This window comes from Bradyrhizobium sp. ma5 (assembly GCF_042258955.1).
GTDB lineage: Bacteria > Pseudomonadota > Alphaproteobacteria > Rhizobiales > Xanthobacteraceae > Bradyrhizobium.
The window spans coordinates 1,549,369-1,574,814 of sequence record NZ_CP170156.1; the positions used below are offsets into that span (position 1 = coordinate 1,549,369).

Genomic DNA, 25,446 nt, shown 5'->3' on the forward strand with positions numbered 1-25,446 from the left:
AGATAGAGCCATCGCGACCGTCTCCTCCTAAGGGAGAAATAAAGGCCGCGACTTTCGCGATCAGTATAAACGTAATATTCTGACCGGTACGTGAACCAGTTCACATCAGCATCGATCACAGGCAAATCAGACTAGCAGATCGATAGCATGGCTTCTTGGACTTGCGCGCACGGATCGAGAGAACGCCGGTGCGTGAATTGCAAAATGCAGACATGAAAATGGTGTGCCGCAGCATTTCATCCTGATGCTCTGTGAAGGCTGGAGGTCCCCATGCCTACGGACGCAGCCGATTTTGCATCGTATCGATTTTCGACGCGCGACCTTCCGGAGCGTATTCGTCTCCCTCTATGGCGCGAGCACTTTGGGCGATGCGTCGTGCACGCCGACATCGAGCCGCTGTCGAACACTCCGATCCAGGCCGATGCGTCGCTACGGACGATTCAGGGTCTGCGCATACTCGCGCTAAAGGGCACGTCGATGCGCTTTGAGCGCTCGCGAGCGAGCCTCGCCGATGGCGATGATTCCATCGGCGTCATCTTCTGCTCCCCCGGCAGAAGTCGGCTGTCGCAGCGCGGCCATGACGTCGAGCTTCGCGCGGGTGATGCGATCGCAATCCTGCATTCTGAAGCGGCCAGCGTCACCTATGTTGATGGATTGCAACTTGGTCTGGCGGTGCCGCGCGCGGAGCTTGAGCAGCGCGTATCGGGTGTCGAGAGCCTGGTCATGCAGCCGATCGGGCGCCGAAAGGAAGCATTCCGGCTATTCGCGGCCTATCTGAAGTCGGTTCTCAAGGCGAGAGCACTGACCGCCCCAAAACTTCGCCATACGATCGTGACCCACATCCACGATCTCGTCGCACTCGCGATCGACGAGTGCCCTGCCCTGGGCGAGAGCAGCGCGAGCGCCGTCATGGCTGCGCGGCACAATGCAGCCCTCGACTACATCACCCTACACTTTCAGGAGCCTGGGCTCAGCGTTCAAACGGTCGCCCGTTGTCAGGGCATCTCGCCCCGCTATCTACAGCGCCTGATGGCGTCATCGGGAGCGTCGTTCACCGAGCGCCTGAATGAATTGCGTCTCCAGCGCGCGCTCGAATTGCTAACCGGGTCTCACGGCGGCAGTCAGCGGATTTCCGATATCGCGCTGGAGGTTGGTTTCTCGGATGTTTCGCATTTCAATCGCTCGTTCCGAATTCGTTTCGGCGATTCTCCGCGCGGCGTTCGGCTTGCCCGAAAGGTGGCCAGCTGAGCCGTGCTAACGTGATCGGCACGTGTGCAATGCCCATTAAAGGGACCTCTTGAAGAGATCGTAGGGCCATCGACGGTCGGTTCTTCACCGCGGGCGCGGTGTGGGCCGCCAGGACAGGTCGTCGGACCAAAGGTAGATCGCGATCGCTGCCAGGCACAAGGCGATGCCGATCCAGAACACCGGCGAGTGATGGATGGGGCGTCGATCGCTCGGAACTCGCTTCATTCGACCAACTCATTGCGCGCGAATATTGAGGTCGGCAATATCTGGAACCGGAAGTGTCGCTCAGCCAGGACGCTCTTTGCAAGCCATCCTTTGCTGGCGCCCACGGACGCCGCTGGCGCGGTTGCGTCGGTTGCAAAGCAGAGTGAGCTAGATCACGGCGTGTGCGCGCGTCACGTATCATTGTCGGGGCGTCGCATCGGAGCGACGAATGCAAAACGAAGGACCCCGACATCATGGCCAATATCGACCATAAGCAAGGCACCTATACCATCGCCGCCAATTCGAGCCAGCCGTTCACGTTCTGGTGGGGCAAGGATTCGAAAGCGTCGAACGAGTTTTTCGACGTATCGATCGCGCCGCACTTCGAGAAGAACCAGACCTCGATGGAGCCCCTGCACGAAACCGACCGGGCCGTGTACTGGGATCACCGCGGCGGTGTCGGCGTCGTGCTCATCCTGACCTTGCAGAATCGCAACAACTTTCCGGTGACGTTCGAGGCCAATCACGTCCGGATCTATTGATGCGGCATGCGCATGGAGCGGGCCGCGCCGGTTGCGTGGCCGGCACAGGCCAGACCTGTCAGCCATGACGGACGTTCGGGGGGCGTGAGTTGGGCGAGACAGCCTCGCTTGTCACTCCTCTCGGGCCGCGTTGTTACTCGCCGGCAGTCGGCGGCAGCCGTTCCCGAAGCACTGCGATCTCGAGCATGACCGTGATGGCGATGGTCCTGAGGCGCGCATTCTCGGTCATTGTCTCGGCAAGCTTCGGGTGGGGTGTCACCGCATGCCGTGGCGTGGTCTGGGCGGGGTCTGGCGGGGTCGGGCGTGTCGGGGTCACTGGCTAACTCTTGCCGGCGGTCAAAGCGCGAAGCTTGGCAGTTGCGGAGTTTCAGGGCGGAATCGGCGTTCAAGCGCCGAACTTGAAGATAATGCCCGCTTGCTTACAGGAAGCTGACGCGCAGCGATTTATTGCTGTTTATGTCTGCTAATGTCGCTTGGTAAGCATCGGTCCCGGCACTGATTGCCCGACGGGCAAGCCCCCTCGCGAGAACGCGGCTGTATGACTGGCAGGCCGGTCTGCAAATTCGGTGTCGTCCCTGTCTAGTGCGCAATTGCGCACGGGAGCAGGGACCCGTAACCACCGAAGGTCGATGTTGCGCGTTGCTGATATGCCGAGTCCCGCCAACGACACGAGCCGCAGAGGATGGTCCCTGCTTTCGCGGGGAGGACAGGTGTAAGCGGCTGCTCGTGACGCGCAGAAGCGTCTGCGCGATTCCCGCGAAGCTGAACGCCGGATCGGCAGGATGCCGCGAAGCCCTGAGTTAGCTTGAGCTCGTCGCGCCGCGCACCACGCGCTTGATCTTGTCGGTGGTGTAGGTCTGGCCGCCGATCGAGAGCAGCGGCGGGGAGGCGGTGAGGTCGACGGAGTCGACCACGCCCTGAATCTCGGTCGAGATCGCGAGGTCCTTGCCGGTGGAATCCTTGCCGGTGGCGGTCAGCGTGTAGGTGCCGGCCGGCCATTGCGTGCCGTCCGTGCCCTTGCCATCCCAGACGAAGCTGGCGTTGCCCTGCTTCAGGTTGAAATTGCCGGAATAGGCGGTCTGGCCGGTCGAGCTCGTGATCGTGATGGTGGCGCTGGTGGCTTGCGGGGATACCAGATTCCAGGTCGCGGATTTGTTGAACTGCGTCTTGCTGCCGTCGACGGCCACCGTGTTGCCGACATAGACCAGCGCCTGGGTCGATTGGGCGCTCTTCTCGATCGCGATCAGCTGCTTGAGCTGATCGTTGGATTTCAGCTGCTGCTCGACGCCGGCGAACTGCACGAGCTGCTGGGTGAACTGGTTGGTGTCGAGCGGGTCGAGCGGGTTCTGGTTCTTCAACTGGGTCGTGAGTAGCGTCAGGAAGGTCTGGAAATTGTCTGCGATGCCCGCCGTCGTCGTCGACGCACCGCTGGTGCTGGTGCTGCTGCTTCCAGAACTCGTTCCGTTGCCGGTGCCCGGTGCTGAGACGACGGGCGTCGGCATGGTTGCATCGACTGCCATGGTGAACTCCTTACACTCTGATATCGACGCCGCCGAGGGCGCCGGTTGCGCGGCCGTAGGAGCGGCCTGCCGCTGCGGCGGGAGCGTTGTCCTCTTCGGCGACGATCAAACGCTGGGCATTCGGATTGGACTGGCCGTTGTTGTTCTGGCCCGACTGCGACTGATCGCGCAGGCTGAACTGCAATCCGCCATTGCCGGTCGACAAGCCGGCATTGTCGAGTGCGCGCTGTAGCTGGTTGGCGTCCTGGCGCAGCATCGACAGCGTTTCCGGCCGTTCGACGGTGAGATGCGAGGTCACCTGGCCGTTGCGATCGACATCGATGCGGACATCGATGCGGCCGAGCTCGGCGGGGTCGAGCCGGATCTCGAAGCGGCTCTTGCCGCTCTTGGCGGAGGCAGCGATCTGCATCGCAAGCCCGTTCAGTGGCACGGCGGCGGTCTGCGCGGCGTTGGTCACGGTCAATTGCGCGGTTGCCGACGGCGTCGTCTGGCCGGTCGGCAGTTGCGGCTGGAGTGCATTCGCCGCCTGCGCGCTGGCATCGGGCGTGGTGAGCTGGGCCTGCGCAGCCGCATGGCCGCCGGCCGTCGGCGTCGGCGCGGCGTTGCCGTCGCCGCTTGCATCGGCCTTGATGGCATCGGCTGCGCCGTCTGCGGTGGCCTTCGCCTTGCCGGATACAGCCGTCGGCTGCGTGGCTGCGGGTACGATGTTGGTCGGAGTGGCCTGTGCGGTGGCGTTGCTGCCTTGGGCCGCGCCGTCCTGGCCGGTTGGCGTCGTCGCGGTCGCATCCTTTGCGGCCACCTGCGCCTTGGCCTGCGTCGTCGTCTTCGTGGCAGGCGTTCCGGCAGCGACGAGCGTCGCATCGCCGGTCGCCGTCGCTGCGCCCGAAACCGTTGCCGCATCCGTCGTGATGGCCTGTCCCTCGGTCTTGACGCCGGCCGCCTTGGCGACCTTGTCGGCGTTCGCCGTGGTGGTCGCCGCCGTTGCGGTGTCGGCGCCGGCCGGCGCACCGGTACCGGCAGCGGCACCAGTGCCGGCGATCGCCGCGCTTGCCGCGATGGCCGCCGCTGCGATCGCCAGTGGTGCCGCCGGTTGGCCGGATGGCGCGGTCGCCGTCGCCGTCGGGTCGGTCGCCGCTGCAGCGGCGACGGGAACGGCAACCACGGCGTTGGCCGCTGCCGCATTGGCTGGATCCGGTTGCGGCACGGCTTGCGCCGTGGCCTTGTCGCCGGTGGATTGCGCATCGGTGCTCGACTTCGAGTCGTCCGATTTCGATTTCGACTTGGTCTTCGGCGGCGCGTCGCTGTCGACCTTGCTGTCATCGCGCGAGCTGCCCGAATCCCGCGACGTGCGGTCGGGGGCCGTGCTGGTGTCGCGGGAGCGTGCATCGGTCGTCGAGGTCGAATCGTCCGACCGGCGCGCAGGCGCCGGTTGGGTGTCGTACCTGGTGTCGTCGCTCGTGGACGCGGAATTGCTGTCGACCAGCGCGGCAAAGCCGTCGTTCCCCGCCTGCGAAGCGGGATCGGGCCGCGCCGACCGTGTCGTCGGGCCCTGAAAAGACCGGCTTGCCAATGCTTCCGACGTAACGCTGACCACTGCCAACCCTCGCAAATGAGACTTCCGGCCTTTTGTCAGCAAGGAGCGGGCCAACCATCGGGTGGATAAAATACTAAGCTGTTTCAGTCGGTTAGCTGCGGCTATCGCGGTCCGGGACAGGTTCCCGACAGGCCTCCTTTTTGCCCGGCGGCAAGATTTGCCGTCCGCGCACGGCAAGCCACGGATTCCGCCGGATTGCCTCGCCGGAATACGGCCTATATTAAAGGTGGCCTCCGACGCGTCCCGAACCGACCGAACCGGCCTTGGACGCGTTCTAAGGCTCTCTGGACAAAGGCTTTTTCCAATTTCGTCGCGGAGCGCATAAGCGCGCCACGACAGTGACCAATGACCGCTTAGAGATGCTCAACAGTCTGGATATTGAAGGCCGCCCTGAAGACACACGGATCGTCGTTGCCATGTCCGGCGGCGTCGATTCGTCGGTGACGGCTGCGCTGTTGAAGTCGCAGGGCTATGACGTGGTCGGGATCACGCTGCAGCTCTACGACCATGGCGCCGCGACCCATCGCAAGGGCGCCTGTTGCGCCGGCCGCGACATCCACGATGCGCGCAATGTCGCGGAGCGGATCGGTATCCCGCATTACGTGCTCGACTACGAAAGCCGCTTCAAGCAATCCGTGATCGACAATTTCGCCGACAGCTACGCGCTCGGCGAGACGCCGGTGCCGTGCATCGAGTGCAACCGCTCGGTCAAGTTCCGCGATCTGCTCTCGACCGCGCGCGAGCTCGGCGCGCAGGCGCTCGCCACCGGTCATTATGTCGCCTCGCGCCGGCTTGCCGACGGATCGCGCTCGCTCATTTGCGCGGCGGATGCCGATCGCGACCAGAGCTATTTCCTGTTCGCGACCACGCGCGAGCAACTCGACTTCCTGCGCTTCCCGCTCGGCGACATGACCAAGCCGCAGACCCGCGAGCTGGCGCGGCGCTTCGACCTCGAGGTTGCCGACAAGCAGGACAGCCAGGACATCTGCTTCGTGCCGACCGGCCGCTACACCGACATCATCGGTCGGCTGAAGCCGAATGCGATCGCGCCGGGCGACATCGTCGATCTCGCCGGCAATGTCATCGGCCAGCACCAGGGCATCGTTCATTTCACCGTCGGCCAGCGCAAGGGCCTCGGCATCGCATCAAGCCATCCGCTCTATGTGGTCAAGCTCGATGCGGCGACGCGCCGGGTCGTGGTCGGGCCTCGCGAGGCGCTGCGGGTGGATCGCATCGCGCTGCGCGACGTCAACTGGATCGGCGACGGCGCGCTGGACCGCGTGATCGGCGAGGGTATCGAGATCTATGTCCGCGTGCGTTCGACGCGCGCGCCGCAGCCGGCATGGTTGCGCGCCGTCGATGGCGGCTATGAGGTCGAGCTCGTCGCCGGCGAGGAGGGCGTATCGCCCGGCCAGGCCTGCGTGTTCTATGATGCAGCCTCCGGGCAGGCGCGTGTGCTTGGCGGCGGCTTCATCAGAAGTGCGAGCGCGAGCCGCGTCGTGCGGGCCGCGACGCAGGATGCGATGGCGCCGCTCGCGGAAGCGGTTCGCGGCTAGACAGAAGAAACATCGGGGCAGGGGAATGGCTGGGGACATCGACCGCGAGGGGGTCGAAAAGGCGTATGGCCGCTGGGCACCGATCTACGATCTGGTGTTCGGCAAGGTGTTCGATCAGGGCCGTCAGTCGACGATCGCGGAAGCCGACCGGATCGGCGGACGCGTGCTCGACGTCGGTGTCGGCACCGGATTGTCGTTGTCGGACTATGCGCGCACCACGAAACTCTGCGGCGTCGATATTTCCGAGCCGATGTTGCGGCGGGCGCTCAGGCGCGTGCATGCGCTGGGCCTCAGCAATGTCGAGACGCTGGCAGTGATGGACGCCAAGAACCTCGCATTCCCGGATTCATTTTTTGACGCGGTGGTCGCGCAATATGTCATCACCGCGGTCCCGGATCCCGAAGCCACGCTCGACGATTTCATCCGCGTGCTGAAGCCCGGCGGCGAGCTGATCCTGGTCAATCACATCGGCGCCGAGAGCGGCCCGCGCCGCGTCTTCGAGCTCGCCTTCGCGCCGCTGGCGCGGCGGCTCGGCTGGCGTCCGGAATTTCCGTGGGAGCGGCTGACCAATTGGGCCGCCAAGCATGGCGGCGTCAGTCTCGCGGAACGCCGGCCGATGCCGCCGATGGGGCATTTCTCGCTGATCCGTTTCCGCAAATCGTAGGGCTTGCTGCGATTTTGCCGGGAACATCGGCGCGTCGTCGCGGTTTTCTCGTCATGAGGATCAATCGAACGCTCGCTTTGTCCTGTGCCCTGATCATGGCGCCCGTCGTTGCCGCGGCGCAGGCGCCCCCGACATCAGCCACGCCGCCGGCACAGACCGCGCCGCCGGCGCCGTCTCGCGCCGCAGCCAATTGCGCACCGCAGCAGCCTTCGCGTCCGGGCGTCGCGGTTCCGGAAGGAACCACCACCGGGCAAGCTTTGGGCGACAAGCTCGCCAGATCCGACGGCGTGCTGTGTCCGCCGGCCGGCGTCGACCCCGAAATGCGTGCGCCGACCCCGCAAGGCGGCAACACGCCGGTGATTCCTCCGCCCGGCAGCCCCGGTGGCGACCCCTCGGTGAGGCCAAAATAGCCCCTGTGTGCAATAAGTTGCGGTCCTGTCCGGGTTTGCTTGACAGGCGAGCATGCCACTCTTTATATGCCGCGCGTTCGCACCCGCGGCTCCATGCCGCCGATCGCGAGCCTGTGGCGGGGTAGCTCAGCTGGTTAGAGCACGGGAATCATAATCCTGGGGTCGGGGGTTCGAGTCCCTCTCCCGCTACCATGTATCCCCCACTATTGTAGTGGGCCTCCGGAAAGACCCCTCCGCCGACCAGTGCGGGTAGCTTTCCCTTCACCTCGACCTCGAAGCCTTGCCAAGGGCCTTTCGGGTGAACGATGACGCTGTGCACCAGCGTCCTGAAGTCGGCGACCAACGGACCACGGTCGTCCTCCGCGCTTGCGTGGCTTGCTATTGTGTCGGCCAGCGCAATTACGGTCTCGATGTAGCGGTCCAGCGTTGCTGGATGCAGTGAGATGGGGATAGGCGCCTCCTCGAGGGCAGCCAGTTCCGCCTCGACGCGCAACCGCTCCTCTTTCAGCTCTGCGATCCGTTGCTTGGCGTCCTCCTCGGAAATCACGTACCTGATCACGAGATCAATATTACGCTGACGCTCGCCTTCGATCCGGTCACGTTTCGCCTCTAGCCGCATGCGTTCAGCGGACGCGTTCCCCGCTAGCCGCTCTCGCTCACTGTTGTAGTTGCGGACGTAAGTCTCGATTAGCCGTGGGTCCTTCAACTCCTCGACCATCCCGCCGAGCACAAGTCTTTCGATGTCGCGCAGGTAGATGATCCTGCGATTCGAGCAATTGCCACTCTCGCGCACAGCTGAGCAACGAATCCTGGTCTTTCCAGTCTTGTCGCGGTCGTGAACTGACAGGCCAGATCCACAACAACCGCACCGAAGAAGACCCGACAGGAGATGCGGCGCCCGTCGCTTCATGTGGCTGGCCAAATGCCCCTTCTCAGTCTTCAAAGCGTGCGCCTGCTCCCAAACGGATTGTTCGACGATCCGCAGTTGGGGCACATCAATGCTCTGCCACTCCTCACGAGGGTTTGGGCGAGACAATCGTTTGCCTGTATCGGGATCCTTCACCATCCGGACCTTGTTCCAAACAATACGGCCAGCATAGAGCTCATTGAAGATGAGCCCCGTCCCGCGCTTGGCGTTGCCGTTGATCGTCGACGCATTCCATCGCCGCCCCCGCGGTGGATGGATGTTTTCCCGATTGAGATCATGCGCGATCTCTCGCGGGGGCCGTCCCGCGGCATATGCCGCAAAAATCCGTCGAACGATCGCAGCTTCGTCTTGGACGATTTCGAGCTGGCCGGGTTTGCCGGGCACCGCTCGATATCCGTAAGCACGCCCTCCCGCATGTCGACCGTCGCGTATCACGCCGGCCATGCCGCGGCGGACCTTCTTCGCGCCGTCCTCGCGCTGCATCTGTCCGACGAGGCCGCGGATCCCAATCAAGATTGAGTCCGCAGTGCCATCGTGGACGGCTTGGATCTCGATCCCCTGGAAAGACAACCTTTTGTGGATGCCGGCTAGATCCTCCATGTCACGTGAAAGCCGATCCAACGCTTCGACAATGACAACGGTGAAACGTTGTTGGCGCGCAGCATCCATAAGCTGCATCAAACCATCGCGACCGAATACCGAGGCTCCAGAACGCGCTTTGTCTTCAAAGGTAGCAACGACATCGAGCTGATGACGAGCCGCATAGGCTCGGCACAGGGCATTCTGATCTTCAGTCGATTTTTCGTTTTGAAGCTCGGTCGAGAACCGAGCATAGATCGCTGCGGGTTTCATCTCGAATACCACTGCTGATGCGCTTGTCGCCGGCGGCATCGAGATAATTCTTCATCAGACGCTCGCTATCGAAAAGATGATCGCGTCTAGCGTCGGCGATTGCAAGTGCTTCAACAAACTTAATCAGAGCAGGATCGATTTGCGCTGAGGTCGCGGACTGTGGTCCACGACTGTGTACTTCTCTGGTCCTCGCGCGCTTCATCTCGGCAAGATGACGCGCACTGGTCAGAGACGGCAGGGCGCTTAAGCGCCGATCGTAGAATTGGATATGATAAGGAACAATACGGACAGACTCTCAGAAGATGATATCTGGTGCGAGAGTCCTATTCTGCCCGCGATTGCGTCACCAACATGCTGCGCCATCGGAGGCACAAGCCTGCAGCCAGACCGTTATGAGCGGCGGGATGGCGACTGGCTTCGTTGATTTTGTGGACTTTTTGTTTGAATCTGATCGCGTTCGTTGCGCTTCGGCTGGGTCGTTTCCGGTGCGAAACTGGTGCAGTAACGCGTGCTCATGCAGACGAGCCGGGTAAGGTCTCCAACGCAGGACTCTCCTCACGATGAATCATCAAGCGGATCAACTTTACCCTCTCAAGGCTGAAACAGGGGTTCGATTCCCCTAGGGAGCGCCAGCAAACTCAGGCACTTAGGTAGCCATCAGCCGCGTTCGTTGAATAATGGTTGAATAAGACACCGGTGAACAGCGGCGAACGCTTGACGAATTCACTGACGACTTTCGCAGGCTAGCCTCGGCGCGATGCCTCATTGTGGCTGGCGCTTTCGCGAAAAATTTCCTCGTCGCCTTTGGTGTCCGAAAATATTCAAACCGCCGCTGACGTGCGCTGTCGTACGCGAGCGCCCTCGGATGTTCGCATTGACGTTGCTCGTCGTGCAAACAACTCTGGTCCTGTCGAGCTGCGCATAGGTGGGCCACGTGAGATACAATCGACGAGAGAAAACTGGCGGACAACAGTCACACGTCAGTCTATCCGCTCCGAATGCCACAGAACCGAGCACGATGCCATTCGCCCAGCGGCTCACCTGCACGATTGACGATGCATGCGAAGTGACCGGCTTGGGACGCACGAAACTTTACGAGTTGATAGGAAGTGGGCGTATCGTCACGACAACGATCGGACGTCGGCGACTAGTAGTGGTGCGCTCACTTCTGGCGCTCCTTGACACCAACATGTCGAACTAATGGACGCGCGATTTAAGGGGGCAACACCACTTTGAAGGCGGATTTCCTCGGGCGCTCATTTTGATGACACGACCGTGCTCGCTTACGCGCAGTGATCGATGTCGTGTTCGGCGACGCCGTCGAGCCCGGCGTTCAGGAAATCGATCTGCCGGTGCTGTTGGATTTTCCACCCCCCAAGCTCCGCTCCTACGCCCGTGAAACCGTTGTGGCGGAGAAATTCCAGGCAATGGTCTCGCTTGGTCTCGCAAATAGTCGCCTGAAGGACTTCTACGACGTTTGGCTGTTGATCCGCTCCTACAAGTTCGAAGGCGACGCGCTAGCTCGAGCTATCAAGGCGACGTTCGAGCGCCGCAAGACCGAGATTCCAACTAAGCGTCCTGACGGCCTGACGACCGCCTTCACGGAGGATGCCGGCAAGAAGGATCAGTGGTCGGCATTCACCAAACAGGTTGCGGTCGAACCCGGATCGCTGACCGAGGTGTCGAACGCCATCCGAGGTTTTTACAGGGGGAGCCCTTATGGAAAGCCACTCGCTGGTTGGAGGAAAGGTCCAGATTTACCGACGCGACAACAGTCGCTTCTTGACCGCCTGTTGAGGAAGTTTGATGCCGCCGCCAATATGGACTGCTGGCTAGTCGACTGAACGCTCCTCGCTCCCTTTGGCCGTCCGTAGCGAGAGCGCTCGCCCAAGTCCGGTCGTTCTATATATTCGGAAGTGGCTGACGCTCAGGGAGGATGCTTTTTGGTTGATATCGATGAGTTTAGAGACTCTTAAATACGAATGTAGGGGCTCACCAAGGCCGACAAGAGCTATACATTCTATCACGATGAAACCAACAATATCCGCAAGCTGCATATCGCCGCTCAGGCCCTGAACGTCGCCGAGTTAAAGGTCTTCGTCTTGGGCGGCGTGGTGCATGAAGGTGCGCCGCGCCCGATAGACATCGGGCCGCTGCGGGCCGTCATGCGCGTTCAGAAGACGGCCAGCGAAATTAAACTTGAGCATGTCGCAAAAGGCGACTTTCTGGACCTGTTGCGATCTACCAAGCTGACCACGTTCTTGCGCTGGATCACCGAAAACGGCCTGATGATCCACTATCATGATCTCGACCCGCTCTATTGGTCGATCGTCGACATTGTTGATTCGATTTTGCTCGAAAATCCCGAGCTGTTCGGGTTCCATGCGGCGCTGAAGAGCGACCTAGCCGAGGTGCTGAGAAGTGATCTTCCGGCCACGATCGGCTTATTCCATCGCTACGGCTATCCTGGCTTGGCCCTAGAAAGCCGTAGGCCGTTCCTGAATGAACTCATTGCCTTATTGGAGCACAACAGCGCTGTGCTGCCGGATTGCAATAGGACAATGCTGAAGGGTGTGCTTCAGATGGGGCGAGGGCTCGATGGTCTCGAATTCATTGAAGGCTATCCGCCCAACATGCTGATTGACGATTTCAGCACCTTTTACATGGGCCGCATTGCCATATTCAAACATGCCACTCATATCCTGGATATGGAGCAAACCATTCAGGACCACTTTCTGAAGACACCCCTCACCAGCGGCGGCGCGCCGGTCACGCATTTTCGCTTTGCGGACTCCAAAACCGAGCCCGGCATCCAGCTCGCAGACGTCGTCGTGGGAGTGCTGGGCAAGATGCATAGCTACTTCACCGAGACACCACGGGACGAGGTGGCTGCGGACCGAGCGGACTTGAGCGGCACCAGCCTGAAGAATTCGGAGCTGCTTCGCGATCTCATTTCCACTTCGCACGATGCCAACATTGCCTTCCTGCATCATGTCTCCAGCTTGCACGATCGCGACAAGCTGGATCTATTCCTTCGCTTCCATGATGGTGCCTACTCTGACTGATGAATTCCTCGACGCCATCAGAGACGCGCGCGGCTTCGCCGGTCCCCCCATCACTAATGGTCTTCGTAACCTTCCGAATTGAGATCGAAATGATGGCTCCACAAACCGACCAAGGCACCGGCGGCCGACAATAGCCCGCCACTATCCGGCTTACGGCGGGTCAGTTTTTGATTTATCTGATTTGTATAATGCGTCGCAAAGAATTGAAGGGGATAGGCAAATCTACCGAATTCAAGATGATCGGGTACTCGATACAAGCCACCTCACGACTAGCGAGGTCGCCAAGGCGATTGCCAGAAAAATCCTACTGGACGACGACTACAAAGAGTTTCTGTTTGCAGAACGCCTCGGGGAGATTATTGACGGGGATGGGGCGCTTTGATTTCTAATCGACCTAATATCTATCTCGCTGGTCCGCTGTTTTCTCCTCAAGAGCGCCAGTGGAATGCTCTGCTGCGCGATAGCTTGATGGGGTTTGCGGACGTTTATCTGCCCCAGGAAGATGGCTCCCTACTTGTCGATCTCGTCGCGAGCGGAATGTCTGTGGAAGAGGCTAAAAGCTCGATTTTTTCTGCGGACATTCGCGCCATCGATAGATGTGATATCCTCATGATCGTCATGGACGGACGGGTGATCGATGAAGGAGCGTGCTTCGAGCTGGGTTACGCTTACAGTCGCGGTAAGATTTGCCTTGGCCTAAAAACGGACGTTCGGTCTCTGCTTCCTGTCGGCGATAACCCTATGATCGATTGCGCACTCCGTAAGATATTTAGGGATATCGATTCTGCGTGTGATTGGATTCGACGTCGACAATGGGAGCAGCATTGAGCAACTCAGCGGCACTGGTCCTTTTTTCGGGCGGCCAGGATTCCGCGACGGTTCTCGCATGGGCTCTCGAGAACTATGAGAGGGTCGAAACGATCGGCTTTGATTATGGCCAAAAGCACGCTGTAGAGATGAAGCAGCGAGCTATTTTTCGAGCTCGCTTAGCTGATGAATTCCCCGAGATAGCCACTCGGCTCGGGCCAGACCATGTGGTTGCACTTGACCTTGCCGGTCAGATCGCAGGGAATATCGCGTCGTTTGACGTTTCCCGAAGTGAGATGCTCCTTCGGAAAAAATATATTCCCGGGCGAAACCTCATAATGATGTCTTTGAGCGCAAGTGTGGCGTTTCGGAGGGGCATTGAGACGCTCGCTTGTGGCGTCAGCGAGACCGAATACTCGGGTTATCCCGATTGTCGGCGTAAGGCTATGAACGCCATAGAAGCAGCGCTGAACGAAGCGACAGGCTTTTCATGGTCAATACAATGCCCCTTGATGGAGCTAGACAAGGCCGGGGTCTGGAGGCTGTCCAGTGCCCTTGGCGGCAGCGCCTTACTAGAACTCATCAGGGAAGAGACGCATAGTTGCTACGAAGGCGTGAGAGGGAGGCGGCAACCTTGGGGATACGGATGCACAGAGTGCGACGCCTGCCGACTGCGAGAGAAGGGCTGGCGGGAATTCACTGCGGCCTCGGCGTAGCAATCTAAGCGGATTTCATCCGTAGACATCTGCTCTCGCCACTCACGCACCATTGGCGAGGCGAAAACCTCAATATATTCAGTAAGGAACGTGCTCTCGGTCACAGTTCAATCCTGTCTGGCAGCACCACCTATCCTATTGGATGCATTGATTTTATTGGAAATTCGGTCCTGAGTGGCACACAAGAGTGCCACACAGAACCATGGTTTCCTTGAACTTCTCAATGTCCACCCGCACTCGATCCAGCATTCCCCAGTTCCACGTTCGCGTCCCTGCCAAAGTCATCGCGCAGCTACGCGGCAAGCGCGTGCTGCTCAGCCTTGGCACCGAGCGGCCCTTCATCAAGGTGGTGAAGATCGGAAACGATATTTCTTTCAGCCTCGAAACGGATGATCGGCTCCTTGCGGAGGCGCGGCAGGCAAACGCATTGGATCATCTTCGGCGGCTGTTCGAACTGACAGAAGCTGAGCCCGTCTCTTTCACAAGGCGCTGGTCGCGCTATCTGGCGAGGCGTACCGGATTTACGACGAAATCCATTCCGACAGTCCCGGTGAGCCTGGACCGTGGAGCTATCACAAGGCGCTGCATCGCGCGGCACTTGAAGGCCGCATACAGTCCCCGCCGCCCGCTGTGCTCATGCCGAATGAGGCGGCGACCGCGATGGAGGTGTTTGGTGAGGGCGATCTGACCGCGGCTGTGAATGCCCTACCGCCCGGACAGTTCGATAGCCTGGAGGACCGGTTTGGGTTGATCGCCGATTGGGTACTGATCCGACAGCGCATCCATCTTGCTCAGGGTGACCGTCGCCGGTTCCTCCATCTTGTTGGCACCGCTGCGCTAGATGCTGGCTGGCAGCTCCGCCGCAATGCAGAGGGACACTACACGCCCGATATGAAGGCGCTTCGCTTTCCAGCTATCGAGAGCGTAACAAAAGCTAAACCGAAGCATACGATCAGCGGGCTGTTTGACCTCTGGTGGCAGGAAGCCAAGGCCACCGGCCGTTCACGAAAGACTCATGATACCTACCGGGGGCTGTGGATAGGCTGATCAAGCATCTTGGTCAAGTCGACGCCGGCCGCGTAACCGACCAGGACATGCTCGCGTTCAAGAATGCTCGACTCAAGGTAGTGACCGTCAAATCCTTGCGGGATGGTGATCTCCCAGGCATTCGATCAGTGTTCGGCTGGGCTGTTGACAACAAGAAGCTGGCAAGGAATCCGGCCGACGTCATCAAGATCAAGGCGGAGAAGAAAATCCGCACGCGATCAAAAGGCTTCACGGAAGACGAGGCCAAGGCGATATTTGAAGCCTGCCTCGCATACGCCCGGAAGCCGAAAGAGGACGCACGGACCGCTGCGGCCAAGAAATGGGGTCCGATCATCGCCGCCTACTCCGGTTGTAGGATTGGCGAGGCGTTGCAGCTTCGAAAGGAAGATGTTCGCAGGGAGTCTGGACGCCATATTTTCGATTTCAACCCGGCTGCGGGCAGCATCAAGTCAGGACTGTTCCGGCTGGTCCCCGTGCATCAGCACCTGATTGATATGGGGTTCTTAATGTTCGTTGAGACCTCTGGCGATGGCCCGCTGTTCGCAAAGGGCGCTTACGAACGTGTCGTGGCGTTCGTCAGAGGTGTGGTGACAGATGATCGTGTCCAGCCTAACCATGGCTGGCGGCATCGCCTCAAGACGATCGCCCGAAACCTAGGGCTCGATCACCGTGTCGTTGACGCCATCCAAGGTCACGTGCCGCGAACGGCCGGCGAAGACCATGGCGACGTGACGGTGATCGCCATGGCTCGCGTAATTGCCGCTATCCCTCGAATTGCGGCCAATATCGACGCGCGTGCTCCCCGTAACTCCGCCGGAGAAGGTTCGATCACCAAGAAATAGCCGGCATCAGCCAGACGCTTGAGTGAACTCCGCACCATGTTGCGGCTCAACCCTGTCCTTGGTCAGATTCCCGGCCAGCGGATCATGGCCGAGCGCGAGGCGAAGGGGCTGCGCCGGATCGACCTGTTTGACACGTGCTCGACTTCGCCGGCAACGAGCTGCAGGTCTCGATCCCCGAGGCGGACTGGCGCAGATGGGGATTGGAAGATCAGCGTGGAGCGCTCGCTACCCACGCCCGCCGTGGATATGATCTCGGTCTCACCGAGGACACGGCACGATGGGCGACACGACGGCGGAGATGGCACGACTGATGAAGGTTGCTGAGGCGATCGTCCACGAGATGGACCGCCAGGGCGTCGCCGACCAGATCGCAGATCTCGGCTTCGACCTGATGGCGCTGGCGCGGGCGGTGATCAGGGCAGCAGACGGCGAAGTGATCCCGTTCCGGCGGCCACCGGGTCATTAGCGCACGGAGCGCTCGGCGCGCTTGATGGTCATCCGGTTGAAGACCTTTTGCCCGTGAGAACCAGCCAGATAGCAATAGCCATGCTGGACGCCAGGCTGCCCGTCCTCATCAGGAACAGGAGGTTGTCGTCAGATGGTATTCTGTATCGCCACCCTGTGAAGGCGAGAATGGTCGTCATGATGTACAAAACGACGCCCCCCGCGAGCCCCCACTTGAGAGAATCCCTGAGCATCTCGTCCCCCCTCCGAAAGCAAATCTGGATGCCATTCCGGCGGACGGCGCGCAACTGGAGAATGGTGTTGATCCGCGCGTAGCGCCCGCCGGCCATGCCCGGTTCTGACCCGGGCGGTCCCGGTGATCTTCAGGGCGAAGCCCTCGCTACCGGCGCCAGGGCTTGTCGATCCAGGTCTCGATGGCCCACTTCAGGCAAGGGCGTCGTTCGAGCCAGCGGTTCACGTAGAGCATCTTGATGCGATCGTATGCGCACGCTTTGTCGTGGTCGATCAGCGTGCCAATCGTCGTCCTGTGTCGCTTCATGGTCCCCCCATCCCCCATAGCGGCAACCGCCGCCGTTACCTCATTTGCCCGCTGGCCAACGCCGAAATGGCATACATCGTCTTGGCGGCGAGCGGTTCGTTCACATACTTGGGATTCTGGCTGATAAACCTGGTGATCAGTGCGACGATTTCGGTGTGAGACATTTTAGACGGCCGCGATGGAGAGTCGTCCTTCGGGATGCCTCTTTCAGTGTTGTAGCTCTCGACAACTCGTCCAAATCGCTCGCAGAACTCTTCGTCTGCAGGTGTGAGGCGCAACGAGTCAGCAGCTATCCGTGTCAGCTCAAGGCACTTTTGCTGCGAGTCGTTTGCCATTTCACCGGCCTGAGCGAGATCCGGCAAAGTTGCCGCGCCAGCCAGCACAAGCGCGACGATGCAGATCTCTCGTACGGCGCCCCATCGATTTTGAACCATTGCCCCTGCTCACCAACCGGAAACTGATAAAGGAAACCGCCCCAGACGGGCGTCTGAAGCGGATGCGAATAATTGCTCCCACACTACTCGATCGCGAGGCGTTTGTCATGATCGCCGATCCGCGTGGAGCGGAAAACGGCCCGCGCCGGCCGCGGCGGTGACTAGTCTGTTATTCCAGGGCGAACCCCTCGCTACCCGTGCAGCAATTCGGGCGGCTATCCCAGAAGGGCGGTGGGCTGGCCGCATTGTCTGATCGGCCGCAATTGACTGCATCAGCGCAAGCGCCGGACCGGTCAGGGCACCGAACACACCGGTTGCAACTAGATGCCGGAGATTGTCAGCAGCGGCACGAGCGAAGGTGACGGCTCCAGCATCGTCTCCTCCCAGCTTTTCGAGCGCCGGCAGGAGCGTCCAGATTCCTCAGTGAGGTGCATTAGCAAGCACCCTGAGCATAGGCGGCATCAAGATCGACGTGGCTGGTCGGATGGATAATCCAGTCCCTCAGCCAGCGCGGCGCGGGCATGCTATCGATGGTCGATTGATCGAGGTCTCTGAGCGATCGGATATTGTTAAGCACCTTCCAGAATGCGTCCACAGCGTCCAGCACGCGGGGCAGGTAGACTGAATGGATTGCGAGGTCGTCGCCATCGGTTGACCGGGCGACATGCCGGCCATTCTCGTTCGTGATGCTGTAGCCGCGACGGGGTTGGCTCATGTAAAATCCTCCTTGCGTGTGAAGTGATCGGCAACATTGTGATGAAGCCGCGTTTGCAAGTCCATTTGCAGTTTCGCCGACCGGTTTGCATTGCAGCAAATGTGACCATCACTGCCAGGAGTACATCCGTCCCAGCAGTGATGATCTATCCGACAGCGATCAGGCGTACTCACTCGCGGTGTCGTGAGTGCGCCAGTTCATCGACTCGTCAATCCGGCGCTGCACTAGCGTTGCCAATGCTTCGGGATCGTGACTGCTGCCGTTGATGTGAATTGCCACGTTCCCCGGGACTGAGCGCACGTCCCCCGCACCTGCTCCAGGATTGACAGCCGTCGGAGAAGGAACGCTCTGGATCATCTCTGTTGGCGCCGGGACGTTTGCAATCGGCGCGGCGCTGCTGCCGCCGATGCCCTGCTCAATGAAATGGCGGTAGTCGATCGACTTGCGTCTACCGCCGGGACCAACCCAATCCGTGAACTCGTTTCCGTCCTTCGGACTGATCTTGAAACCGGGGATGCCGGTTCGGCTAGACCCGTTGGGATCGGTAGGCAAGCCCTGGTCGGTGTAGCCACCGATGACGTGGCTGCCCGCAAGAGCGCGGTTGGTGTAGGCATCGTACTTGGAGGACTCCTTCGGGTTGCTCTGCAGCCTGCGGATCGCTCCGTAGATTTCACCCCGCCGGATGGGCCCTAGAAGCTATCTGGTTTGCCCTTCAGATAACCCTTGGTGCCGAGATGTGGAACGCCGTTGGCATCCATGCCGATCATCTGGCGGAGCGTCTTGCCCTCCATGTCGGCGCGGTTCATCAGGCTCTCGATAGTACCGCCTCCGCTGGCGCCCTCGGTGGCTTGTATCGCCGCGAGATGCATCCTGAGGGTCGGATCGCTGTCTATCTCCCTCTGGAACCTCGCACGTCGAGCGGCGAGGTATCTGTTGCCGCTGAGACCCTGACCCGTGGCCGTATCGAGAGAGCCGCCGATCGACGGGACCTTATCCGCGCCCGTGAAAGCGCCAACACGTTCACGACTGGTCCGCATGATGCTGCCGCTGCGGCCGACTCCGAAGTCGGGCAGCGCCGCGCCGGGCGTGCTCTTCACCAGGTTGGGGACGCCGCCGACGTAGCTGCCCCCGCCAAGACCACCAGATGATCCGGGACCGCCGCTTGCTCCACCGATCGCTACATGCTGCAAACCTCCGGGTCCGTTGCTGATGAACGCCGCGCGCTCGATCTTGCCGGTAAACTTGTTCAAGTTGTCCGAGAGGTCGCTGCTGCGACGCATATCCGAGTCGCCCTCTCTCGGCGAGAAGCCGCCTAGACTTCTTCCTGCGGCACCAGCCCACGCAAGATGGCCAACCGACCCTGCGGCCCGACCAGATCCCGGGCGGCGGTTTCGAATTCCTGCCGGTCCATCTTGGCGAAGCCGTCCCACCACTCCGGCGCCCAGCGCTGCTCGATGATGTTGCCGAGCACGAGGATAAAGTTGGTACTCACGACGTCGTTCTCGCGGAGTCGATCGCGCAGTACAGGTACCGCGCCGGCGGCCTCGCCGACTGCGGCGGCCCTTGACGTCTCGTCGTCCAAGGCCTCCTGAATTTTCTCCTCGATGAAATCCAGAAGGTCGAGAACGAAGGCGGCGAATTCGGTTCGTCGGCGGGATGTCATCACGTGCTCTGTGGTTTCGATCCAGCCGGTGACATTCGCGGCTTGTGAGGGCCGGCTGACTGATCGATGATGATGGGGTGAAGGGGACCGGCAGCTAGTTAGGCCACCGGTCAGTCCGGGCAATCCGCCGGCCATGGGTTGAGCGTCAGATTGCGACTCTCTTCTGGGACTTGGGGCGATTGTTCTGCTGGTACCCTTCGTAGATACCTTCCATCAGGAAATTCTCCGGCGCTTTGATGTGCCGGGGGCTCGATCCCGTTTTGCTCACGCTTGTAGTTGCTAGGCTGGCTTCACCGCGATATCTGCGATGTAGAGCCGGTACAGGGTGAAGGGGCGCCCTTCATGCTCGATAACTAAAGAATCCATAAAAATAGAATGTACCGTATTGGATACGTAGACTTTCCCATCAGCCCCAGTAACCACAAACCCAGTGCTAGACTGATCGGCAACAACGCATTTTGCCGCGTATAGTATGTCCTGCACGGAATGCTTTGCCGCGAAGGTCTTGATAATGATCTTCAAAGAAAGACCAATATCCGGGAAGCTATCGCTAAGTTCGCGCAATTCCTTCTCTGCGGCTTTTTCCTTTAGGTGCCAGTTCATTTGATTTGTGGTCAGAGGAGCCACGAACGGCGCGCCAGCAGCGCGGGCTTGGGTGTAACCAAAGCCCATCCTCAGACTCGTAGGCTTATCGTTTGCCATGGTCCTCGCGCTCCCTTACATATTCCGCTCTGCTTACCGATAAGCACGGCAAATCGAAGGCAATGGAACCCCGCGCCGATGACCTTTTATGTTTTTCATGCAACGCCGATGAAACGGGCACGCGTCCACTATCACAGTTGCAAACACTGCCGGGACGGTCAGGGGCAGGAAAATCAGGACAAAAACGGCTCTGGAGCGACCGGTTGGGACGGGCCGTTCAACAGCCGGAATGAGGCGGAAGACTTCATGGCACGCCACTACCGGTTCGAAGACGTGGGCTGCTGTAAGTACTGCTTGGAGAGCTAGTGCCACGAGGACCTAAGGGCGAGAAGCGCCCCGCCGATGCCATCGGCAACGCCATCATGATCGCCAAGATCGCCACCGGCGAGATCGAGGATATCACCACGGAGGACGGCAAGAACGCCGCCGCGGTGGCGCTGGGTCGCATGGGCGGCAAGGCCAGGGCGGCGGGATTATCCGCCCGAAGACGGAAAGAAATCGCCCAAAAAGCCGCCAAGACCCGCTGGGAAAAGCCTTGATCTTAGATCAATAAGTTCTCGTAGAACGCCCGCCGACGGCGGGAGCGCCGGGGGACGAGCCGCACCGGCACTTCTACGGAGGCGCTGTCATGTTGGCCTAAGCCATGCATCTGCTACGGACGGAGCCGGTCCGGGAGGTCCGAATCCATCTGGACGGCCAACACGCGACCCAGTTCGACTTTCCCGGGTGGCTCGGCAAGCGAGGTTTTCGACGCATCGAGCATAAAACCGGCCTCGGCCCTTCAGGCTCGAGGGCAGTGAGTGACCAGAGGGGCTGGCTCAGAGAACTTGCCGGACGATCAGCGTGTGGAGGCTTTCATTCTCCTTCGGAGGGTTGGTTGCCTCCTTCTGGAATGCCTTCAGCAGCTCCTCCATCCTCGCCTCTTCGTTCTCAAGATCCGGATAGCGCAGCTGCATGAGCAAACGAGCAAGCTGCAATTTGAACAGGAGCGCCTTAATCGATCGGGGGCTGGGACGCCGCCTTGCGGTTCGGAAATAATGCGGCATGAAGACACGAAGCTTTTCGATTTCGTCGTCCGAGAATCTCACGTCGCCAGTCTCGAAGGGAGTTTCCGTGGGTTTAGGAAAAAGCTGGGTTGGAATCGGCGGGAGGGCTTCGAGGGCTTGTCGGCGCGCCGCTTCGTTAGACCGGGCGCCATCGAGAGCTTCGACGACATCTTTCCGACCTGCAAGTCGTTCCTCCCTGGTCATGGAGGCGGTTGCGCGATTTGCTGCATCGATGCGTTCGTTTTGAACATTCGCCTGCCGCTTCTCTTCGATTCCCTTGGGCGTATGGTCGCCCATCCGCATTCTATCCGCTGCCGGCCACTGGTGGCGGGAAGGACCTTCTTCATCTACGCGGCGAAGCGGTTTTCCGGCGGCGACCTCCTCGTACTGCTCCTGCAGGGACGCCACTAATTCCGCTGCTTTGTGCAGATCGCCCTCCGCGTCCCTTCGCTGCCTTTCCAATGCCACCGCCTCTTCCTTCTTGAGCTTCTCGTTCTCGTGCCCGGCTAGTTTCGTGACGAGCTCCACCACGTCATCGTCGGAAAGACGCGACATTCGAAGATGGCATGCGAACAACTTCTCGATCTGCTCCTGAACGATGCCGTTCATCGCCTCACTTTTCGCGGCGTCATTCAATCTCTTAGCACGATCTTCGATCATCGTCTCGTAGCGAAGTGCAATAGCGTGGTTGAGAACATGTTCGTCTACCAGCATAAGCACCTGCAATCTTCTGTTGATTTCATCGTCATCCAAAAGGAGACGAACATTCTCGATGACACTCAGCATTTCGGTCGGTGAACATCGGTCCAAATCATCTACAACGAGGAGTACTTTGTCCGGCCTGCGTTCTCGAGCGAATTTCGGCAAGATCACCAGAAGCAGCGCGAGGCCCGTCCAAATTACCAGGATCAGCCAGTGCGTCGCATCGACGACCGATGGACCCGAAGCAGCCTCTTTCCAGGACACGCCGATCCAACGCGCGAATGTTGCAAGGTCGAACGAGGACCGTTGCAAGAGAACTATCGCCCAAATGATTGAGATGGCCGCGATGCACGCGACGGGTATGATCGGATCGCGCCAAGACCACGACGGACCTCGGTCCTTCGTCCAACCCTTCATGAGAAAACGAACGTCGTCACCGATCAGGGCAAGCATTCCAAGATTTTCGTCGCGCCCGACAAGGTTGAGATTGCGATGGAATAGTTGCCTGACTTTGTTGCTTGCCCCCATCCAGATTGAAGCTGCATAGATGAGGGTGGAAAGCCCGACGGCAGAAGCCAAAAGCGAGAGCAATTGCAGCTTTGCCTGGATCGGAATAAGAGAAAGCGCGAGCAGGACCAGCGAAGCCAGGACCGCGATGGACCCATTCCGATCGGTAGCAACTCGCAGAGCCAGCGCCCAGCGCTCCAGAGGACCGGCGGAAGTCGTGACGGCGGTCGCTAGGCTCTTGTACAGGTAGACCCAAGATTCGGGCGGAGCTCGATATTTCCAGGCGTTGTGAACGACGACCCTGTACCGAAGATCCGGGTAGGTTTCCGCCTTGGGTACTTTCACGTTGTTCCGGTACTCCGCCGGGCTCTCCAATAGCGGCTTCAGCAATCTCAGCAGTGTGGTCTTGCCGCTTCCCCAAGCGCCGAAAAGCGCAAAACTGAATTCGCCTTCCGAAACGCGAAGGATAGTCGCAAGCGCCTTCGCGTAGTCGATTGCATTGAGGCCTAGTTCGTCGAGCGTTGCCTCGCGGACGATTCTAACGTGCCGACGCTGCGAGGTCGGATCCGCATTCGACCTGGACGTGATGGTGGGCCGTGCGCCCAGCACGACAGGCGCTGCCGCCTCCTCGGATGCGATCGAGGCACGCCGCATATCAAGAATTTTCTTGACCCTCTCCGAAATCCCGCTGCCTTGGTCCTCAAGGAGCGATTGCACCAGCGCTGGCACAGATAACGGCTCTTCGACCTTCCAAGTTCGCAACGCTTGCCTCAACCCGGGCCCCAACGTTGCTCCGATCGCGGCCTTGAGATTGTACTCCTCAATGTTAACTGCAGGCACTGCCGGTGGTTCGGAAAAGAAGTCGTCAGACATTTGCTCCAAGTCCGACTTTTCAAGTCCGGCTGATTCTAGGACGTATCTGAGGTCCTCCAGCTCCTCGGACCTCTCCTGGGTGTTTTGGTCGTAAATGAAAGCCGTTAGTACGTACGATGTGGAAGATAGTTCGTCGGCATGGGAATTTTTGTACTTGAGGCATCGGGCCGTCTCCGAGAGTAAACGCGCGGCGAGATCGGTCAGGCGCACGCCCGAAATTCGCGCCTCGCGCAAGATGGCTCGCGATGTGCTGTCGAAATTGGGACCGCCCAGATCGACCATGGATATCTCCAGCTTTCGAACGAAAGCCTATCTGAAGGCGATACCGGATGCCAATGCACTTCGGGGCGCAATAGGTAGAGATCGGTGGCTACGCAGTCTCATGCTCGACAAGCAGGTGTTTTCGTTCTAAGGTTCAATTTTAAGTTACGCGCCTTTCGTCAAAATCATTGGGGGAATCCCATGCCAGAAGTTCGCCCGGCAGGTCCCTATCCGCTCGACGGCATCGACCTTGAAACCTGGCTGGTGCGCTTCGACAAGAACGGCGTATGCACTTCGCCTGGCACCCGAGCAGCGTTGCTCGCGGCACTGGCTGCGACGCCGACTTCTCCGGTTCTGTTCTTCTCCCACGGCTGGAACAACGATTTCGCTGACGCCGTCGACCTGTACCGAACTTTTTTGAGCCGCTTGCAGGAAGTGCTGCAGACCAATCCCCTTCCGCCGGGGCCGGCGCCAATTTTCGTCGGCGTCACCTGGCCGAGCATATGGCTGCCGTCCGACAGCGGGCCGCAGATGGCTGCGGCCGGACCGCGCGGACAGGATCCGGAGACGGAACGCGTCGCTGAGGAGCTACTCGACATCCTACCGTCATCAACCGACTGGAACCGCTTCTATCAGCTCATCGATGCGGCCCGGTTGACGCAAGCAGAGGCCAAGGAGTTGGCCAGCATGTTAGTGCCGGCGGTCAAGGCGGACAGCGTCGGCCCCGACGAGGCAACAGCGTCCGAGGACAAAATTGTCGCGGCAATGAACGCGATGCAGGCCGCGCGCGGCGGGGCACCGAACAGAGACAATCTCGACGATTTCGGTACGGCGGACGGGGCGGCCAGACCCGGCCTCGGAGCTGCCGGCATCCTCAGCTATCTGGACCCGCGCTGGGCCGTCCGTCTGGCATCGCTCTACATCATGAAGGACCGCGCCGGCACGGTCGGATCCAACGGCGTGGCGGCGCTGCTGCAAGACATCAAGCAGTCGACGCATGGCCCTCTCCACATGGTCGGTCATTCCTTCGGAGCTAAGGTAATGTTGTCGGCGCTCGCTGCGCAGCCGGCGAACGGCAGCCCGGCACGCTCACTGCTGCTACTGCAGCCGGCGGTGTCGTATTTGAGCTTCGCGGCCACCGTGCCGGGCCGGGAAGGGCCAGGCGGCTATCGCAGCGTGCTGGATCGAGTCGTCAACCCGATCGTCACCACCTACAGCAACCACGACATCCCGCTGCACGAAATCTATCATCTGGCGCTCTTGCGCCGCGAGGACCTCGGCGAGCTGCAGATCGCGGCCGGAGAGACCGCGGCCGGCAATCCGCCGAACGCCTATGCGGCTTTGGGTGGTTACGGGCCTCGCGGCGCGGACCAGCGTCTTGTCAATACGATTCCCGGCCCCGGCGAGGCGCTTGATCTGGCGGGCGCGCGCCTCATTGGGCTCGACGGCTCCGTCCCTAATAGGATCGGCTCACATGGTGGCGTCGCCACCGAGTTCACCGCCTGGACGCTCCGTGCCTTGATGGCCTTGCCGTGAGACATGACG

General features: G+C 60.3%; 29 protein-coding genes and 1 tRNA gene. 18 read left to right on the forward strand and 12 right to left on the reverse strand.

The features are described 5' to 3' along the window. The first annotated feature begins 270 nt into the window (after nt 1-270). Both ACE103_RS07265 and ACE103_RS07270 read left to right on the forward strand, forming a co-directional pair. Nucleotides 271-1,248, forward strand: coding sequence for an AraC family transcriptional regulator (locus ACE103_RS07265; protein ID WP_375778862.1), 978 nt, complete (start codon nt 271-273; stop codon nt 1,246-1,248). Between the two features lie 458 nt (nt 1,249-1,706). Next, a complete protein-coding gene (locus tag ACE103_RS07270; RefSeq protein WP_375778863.1) occupies nt 1,707-1,994 on the forward strand; it encodes a hypothetical protein in 288 nt (95 codons plus the stop codon). Between the two features lie 133 nt (nt 1,995-2,127). Here the strand turns inward: ACE103_RS07270 and ACE103_RS07275 are convergent, their stop codons facing one another. From ACE103_RS07275 to ACE103_RS07285, 3 genes are all read right to left on the reverse strand, one after another. After that, complete coding sequence (locus ACE103_RS07275) at nt 2,128-2,310, reverse strand: hypothetical protein (RefSeq protein ID WP_375778864.1); 183 nt, start codon at nt 2,308-2,310, stop codon at nt 2,128-2,130. A 484-nt stretch (nt 2,311-2,794) separates the two neighbouring features. Continuing rightward, the gene (locus ACE103_RS07280; protein WP_375778865.1) at nt 2,795-3,514 is read right to left on the reverse strand and encodes a flagellar hook assembly protein FlgD; all 720 of its coding nucleotides are present in this window, start codon (nt 3,512-3,514) and stop codon (nt 2,795-2,797) included. Nucleotides 3,515-3,524: 10 nt separating this feature from the next. After that, nucleotides 3,525-4,718 carry a flagellar hook-length control protein FliK gene (locus tag ACE103_RS07285; RefSeq protein WP_375778866.1) on the reverse strand — a complete coding sequence of 398 codons (1,194 nt, stop codon included), beginning with the start codon at nt 4,716-4,718 and terminating at the stop codon, nt 3,525-3,527. A 40-nt stretch (nt 4,719-4,758) separates the two neighbouring features. On the opposite strand from ACE103_RS07285, the gene ACE103_RS07290 reads away from it, so the two are divergent. From ACE103_RS07290 to ACE103_RS07310, 5 genes are all read left to right on the forward strand, one after another. Next, complete coding sequence (locus tag ACE103_RS07290) at nt 4,759-5,067, forward strand: hypothetical protein (protein ID WP_375778867.1); 309 nt, start codon at nt 4,759-4,761, stop codon at nt 5,065-5,067. Nucleotides 5,068-5,467: 400 nt separating this feature from the next. Next, the gene (mnmA, locus tag ACE103_RS07295; protein ID WP_375778868.1) at nt 5,468-6,664 is read left to right on the forward strand and encodes a tRNA 2-thiouridine(34) synthase MnmA; all 1,197 of its coding nucleotides are present in this window, start codon (nt 5,468-5,470) and stop codon (nt 6,662-6,664) included. Nucleotides 6,665-6,689: 25 nt separating this feature from the next. Then, nucleotides 6,690-7,328: a class I SAM-dependent methyltransferase gene (locus ACE103_RS07300; RefSeq protein WP_375778869.1), complete on the forward strand. Its 639-nt coding sequence runs from the start codon at nt 6,690-6,692 to the stop codon at nt 7,326-7,328. 53 nt (nt 7,329-7,381) lie between these two features. Then, on the forward strand, nt 7,382-7,738 hold the full coding sequence (locus tag ACE103_RS07305; RefSeq protein WP_223969648.1) for a hypothetical protein: 357 nt from the start codon (nt 7,382-7,384) through the stop codon (nt 7,736-7,738). Between the two features lie 115 nt (nt 7,739-7,853). Next, nucleotides 7,854-7,930: transfer RNA gene (locus tag ACE103_RS07310), tRNA-Met, on the forward strand. Here ACE103_RS07310 and ACE103_RS07315 read toward each other — a convergent pair. After that, a complete protein-coding gene (locus ACE103_RS07315; protein ID WP_375781034.1) occupies nt 7,887-9,503 on the reverse strand; it encodes a recombinase family protein in 1,617 nt (538 codons plus the stop codon). The genes ACE103_RS07310 and ACE103_RS07315 overlap by 44 nt on opposite strands. A 1,033-nt stretch (nt 9,504-10,536) precedes the next feature. On the opposite strand from ACE103_RS07315, the gene ACE103_RS07320 reads away from it, so the two are divergent. The 8 genes from ACE103_RS07320 (at nt 10,537) to ACE103_RS07355 (ending at nt 16,461) form a co-directional block, all read left to right on the forward strand. Continuing rightward, entirely contained in the window at nt 10,537-10,719 is a 183-nt protein-coding gene (locus tag ACE103_RS07320) for a helix-turn-helix domain-containing protein (protein WP_375778870.1), read from the forward strand. A gap of 91 nt (nt 10,720-10,810) precedes the next feature. Then, on the forward strand, nt 10,811-11,362 hold the full coding sequence (locus ACE103_RS07325; RefSeq protein WP_375778871.1) for a nucleotidyl transferase AbiEii/AbiGii toxin family protein: 552 nt from the start codon (nt 10,811-10,813) through the stop codon (nt 11,360-11,362). Between the two features lie 267 nt (nt 11,363-11,629). After that, entirely contained in the window at nt 11,630-12,583 is a 954-nt protein-coding gene (locus tag ACE103_RS07330; protein WP_375781035.1) for a DUF3800 domain-containing protein, read from the forward strand. Nucleotides 12,584-12,961: 378 nt separating this feature from the next. Then, nucleotides 12,962-13,411: a nucleoside 2-deoxyribosyltransferase gene (locus ACE103_RS07335; protein ID WP_375778872.1), complete on the forward strand. Its 450-nt coding sequence runs from the start codon at nt 12,962-12,964 to the stop codon at nt 13,409-13,411. Continuing rightward, nucleotides 13,396-14,106, forward strand: coding sequence for a 7-cyano-7-deazaguanine synthase QueC (gene queC / locus ACE103_RS07340; RefSeq protein WP_375778873.1), 711 nt, complete (start codon nt 13,396-13,398; stop codon nt 14,104-14,106). The genes ACE103_RS07335 and queC overlap by 16 nt, the downstream gene beginning before the upstream one ends. A 660-nt stretch (nt 14,107-14,766) precedes the next feature. Beyond that, nucleotides 14,767-15,153 (forward strand): hypothetical protein, encoded by a 387-nt coding sequence (locus ACE103_RS07345; protein WP_375778874.1) that lies wholly within the window; start codon nt 14,767-14,769, stop codon nt 15,151-15,153. A gap of 47 nt (nt 15,154-15,200) precedes the next feature. Beyond that, nucleotides 15,201-15,995 (forward strand): hypothetical protein, encoded by a 795-nt coding sequence (locus ACE103_RS07350; RefSeq protein ID WP_375778875.1) that lies wholly within the window; start codon nt 15,201-15,203, stop codon nt 15,993-15,995. Nucleotides 15,996-16,272: 277 nt separating this feature from the next. After that, nucleotides 16,273-16,461: a hypothetical protein gene (locus ACE103_RS07355; protein WP_375778876.1), complete on the forward strand. Its 189-nt coding sequence runs from the start codon at nt 16,273-16,275 to the stop codon at nt 16,459-16,461. Between the two features lie 378 nt (nt 16,462-16,839). Here the strand turns inward: ACE103_RS07355 and ACE103_RS07360 are convergent, their stop codons facing one another. The 7 genes from ACE103_RS07360 to ACE103_RS07390 all read right to left on the reverse strand — a co-directional run bounded on the left by ACE103_RS07360 (nt 16,840) and on the right by ACE103_RS07390 (nt 20,512). After that, on the reverse strand, nt 16,840-16,998 hold the full coding sequence (locus ACE103_RS07360) for a hypothetical protein (RefSeq protein ID WP_375778877.1): 159 nt from the start codon (nt 16,996-16,998) through the stop codon (nt 16,840-16,842). Between the two features lie 35 nt (nt 16,999-17,033). Beyond that, a complete protein-coding gene (locus ACE103_RS07365) occupies nt 17,034-17,432 on the reverse strand; it encodes a hypothetical protein (protein ID WP_375778878.1) in 399 nt (132 codons plus the stop codon). Nucleotides 17,433-17,865: 433 nt separating this feature from the next. Further along, a complete protein-coding gene (locus ACE103_RS07370) occupies nt 17,866-18,147 on the reverse strand; it encodes a hypothetical protein (protein ID WP_375778879.1) in 282 nt (93 codons plus the stop codon). A gap of 159 nt (nt 18,148-18,306) precedes the next feature. Further along, the gene (locus tag ACE103_RS07375; protein WP_375778880.1) at nt 18,307-18,699 is read right to left on the reverse strand and encodes a hypothetical protein; all 393 of its coding nucleotides are present in this window, start codon (nt 18,697-18,699) and stop codon (nt 18,307-18,309) included. A gap of 137 nt (nt 18,700-18,836) precedes the next feature. Then, nucleotides 18,837-19,427, reverse strand: a complete 591-nt coding sequence (locus tag ACE103_RS07380) for a hypothetical protein (RefSeq protein ID WP_375778881.1) — start codon at nt 19,425-19,427, stop codon at nt 18,837-18,839. A gap of 32 nt (nt 19,428-19,459) precedes the next feature. Then, nucleotides 19,460-19,810 carry a hypothetical protein gene (locus tag ACE103_RS07385; RefSeq protein ID WP_375778882.1) on the reverse strand — a complete coding sequence of 117 codons (351 nt, stop codon included), beginning with the start codon at nt 19,808-19,810 and terminating at the stop codon, nt 19,460-19,462. A gap of 279 nt (nt 19,811-20,089) precedes the next feature. Continuing rightward, nucleotides 20,090-20,512 carry a hypothetical protein gene (locus tag ACE103_RS07390; protein WP_375778883.1) on the reverse strand — a complete coding sequence of 141 codons (423 nt, stop codon included), beginning with the start codon at nt 20,510-20,512 and terminating at the stop codon, nt 20,090-20,092. A 78-nt stretch (nt 20,513-20,590) separates the two neighbouring features. On the opposite strand from ACE103_RS07390, the gene ACE103_RS07395 reads away from it, so the two are divergent. Together ACE103_RS07395 and ACE103_RS07400 are read left to right on the forward strand one after the other, a co-directional pair. After that, entirely contained in the window at nt 20,591-20,818 is a 228-nt protein-coding gene (locus ACE103_RS07395) for a hypothetical protein (RefSeq protein WP_375778884.1), read from the forward strand. 56 nt (nt 20,819-20,874) lie between these two features. Next, nucleotides 20,875-21,051 carry an RNA-binding protein gene (locus ACE103_RS07400; protein ID WP_375778885.1) on the forward strand — a complete coding sequence of 59 codons (177 nt, stop codon included), beginning with the start codon at nt 20,875-20,877 and terminating at the stop codon, nt 21,049-21,051. 279 nt (nt 21,052-21,330) lie between these two features. On the opposite strand, the gene ACE103_RS07405 is transcribed toward ACE103_RS07400, so the two are convergent. Continuing rightward, nucleotides 21,331-23,922: a P-loop NTPase fold protein gene (locus ACE103_RS07405; protein ID WP_375778886.1), complete on the reverse strand. Its 2,592-nt coding sequence runs from the start codon at nt 23,920-23,922 to the stop codon at nt 21,331-21,333. A 180-nt stretch (nt 23,923-24,102) separates the two neighbouring features. Between ACE103_RS07405 and ACE103_RS07410 the strand changes: the two genes are divergently transcribed. Next, complete coding sequence (locus tag ACE103_RS07410; protein WP_375778887.1) at nt 24,103-25,437, forward strand: hypothetical protein; 1,335 nt, start codon at nt 24,103-24,105, stop codon at nt 25,435-25,437. Nucleotides 25,438-25,446 lie beyond the last annotated feature (9 nt).

Bases quoted from the DNA above. Each gene is read 5' to 3' on its own strand.
- ACE103_RS07265 (WP_375778862.1), top strand. From the start codon at position 271: ATGCCTACGGACGCAGCCGATTTTGCATCGTATCGATTTTCGACGCGC.
- ACE103_RS07270 (WP_375778863.1), top strand. From the start codon at position 1,707: ATGGCCAATATCGACCATAAGCAAGGCACCTATACCATCGCCGCCAAT.
- ACE103_RS07280 (WP_375778865.1), bottom strand. From the start codon at position 3,514: ATGGCAGTCGATGCAACCATGCCGACGCCCGTCGTCTCAGCACCGGGC.
- mnmA (WP_375778868.1), top strand. From the start codon at position 5,468: ATGCTCAACAGTCTGGATATTGAAGGCCGCCCTGAAGACACACGGATC.
- ACE103_RS07300 (WP_375778869.1), top strand. From the start codon at position 6,690: ATGGCTGGGGACATCGACCGCGAGGGGGTCGAAAAGGCGTATGGCCGC.
- ACE103_RS07305 (WP_223969648.1), top strand. From the start codon at position 7,382: ATGAGGATCAATCGAACGCTCGCTTTGTCCTGTGCCCTGATCATGGCG.
- ACE103_RS07320 (WP_375778870.1), top strand. From the start codon at position 10,537: ATGCCATTCGCCCAGCGGCTCACCTGCACGATTGACGATGCATGCGAA.
- queC (WP_375778873.1), top strand. From the start codon at position 13,396: ATGGGAGCAGCATTGAGCAACTCAGCGGCACTGGTCCTTTTTTCGGGC.
- ACE103_RS07345 (WP_375778874.1), top strand. From the start codon at position 14,767: ATGGAGGTGTTTGGTGAGGGCGATCTGACCGCGGCTGTGAATGCCCTA.
- ACE103_RS07350 (WP_375778875.1), top strand. From the start codon at position 15,201: ATGCTCGCGTTCAAGAATGCTCGACTCAAGGTAGTGACCGTCAAATCC.
- ACE103_RS07355 (WP_375778876.1), top strand. From the start codon at position 16,273: ATGGGCGACACGACGGCGGAGATGGCACGACTGATGAAGGTTGCTGAG.
- ACE103_RS07360 (WP_375778877.1), bottom strand. From the start codon at position 16,998: ATGAAGCGACACAGGACGACGATTGGCACGCTGATCGACCACGACAAA.
- ACE103_RS07365 (WP_375778878.1), bottom strand. From the start codon at position 17,432: ATGGTTCAAAATCGATGGGGCGCCGTACGAGAGATCTGCATCGTCGCG.
- ACE103_RS07370 (WP_375778879.1), bottom strand. From the start codon at position 18,147: ATGAGCCAACCCCGTCGCGGCTACAGCATCACGAACGAGAATGGCCGG.
- ACE103_RS07380 (WP_375778881.1), bottom strand. From the start codon at position 19,427: ATGCGTCGCAGCAGCGACCTCTCGGACAACTTGAACAAGTTTACCGGC.
- ACE103_RS07385 (WP_375778882.1), bottom strand. From the start codon at position 19,810: ATGACATCCCGCCGACGAACCGAATTCGCCGCCTTCGTTCTCGACCTT.
- ACE103_RS07390 (WP_375778883.1), bottom strand. From the start codon at position 20,512: ATGGCAAACGATAAGCCTACGAGTCTGAGGATGGGCTTTGGTTACACC.
- ACE103_RS07395 (WP_375778884.1), top strand. From the start codon at position 20,591: ATGACCTTTTATGTTTTTCATGCAACGCCGATGAAACGGGCACGCGTC.
- ACE103_RS07400 (WP_375778885.1), top strand. From the start codon at position 20,875: ATGATCGCCAAGATCGCCACCGGCGAGATCGAGGATATCACCACGGAG.
- ACE103_RS07405 (WP_375778886.1), bottom strand. From the start codon at position 23,922: ATGGTCGATCTGGGCGGTCCCAATTTCGACAGCACATCGCGAGCCATC.
- ACE103_RS07410 (WP_375778887.1), top strand. From the start codon at position 24,103: ATGCCAGAAGTTCGCCCGGCAGGTCCCTATCCGCTCGACGGCATCGAC.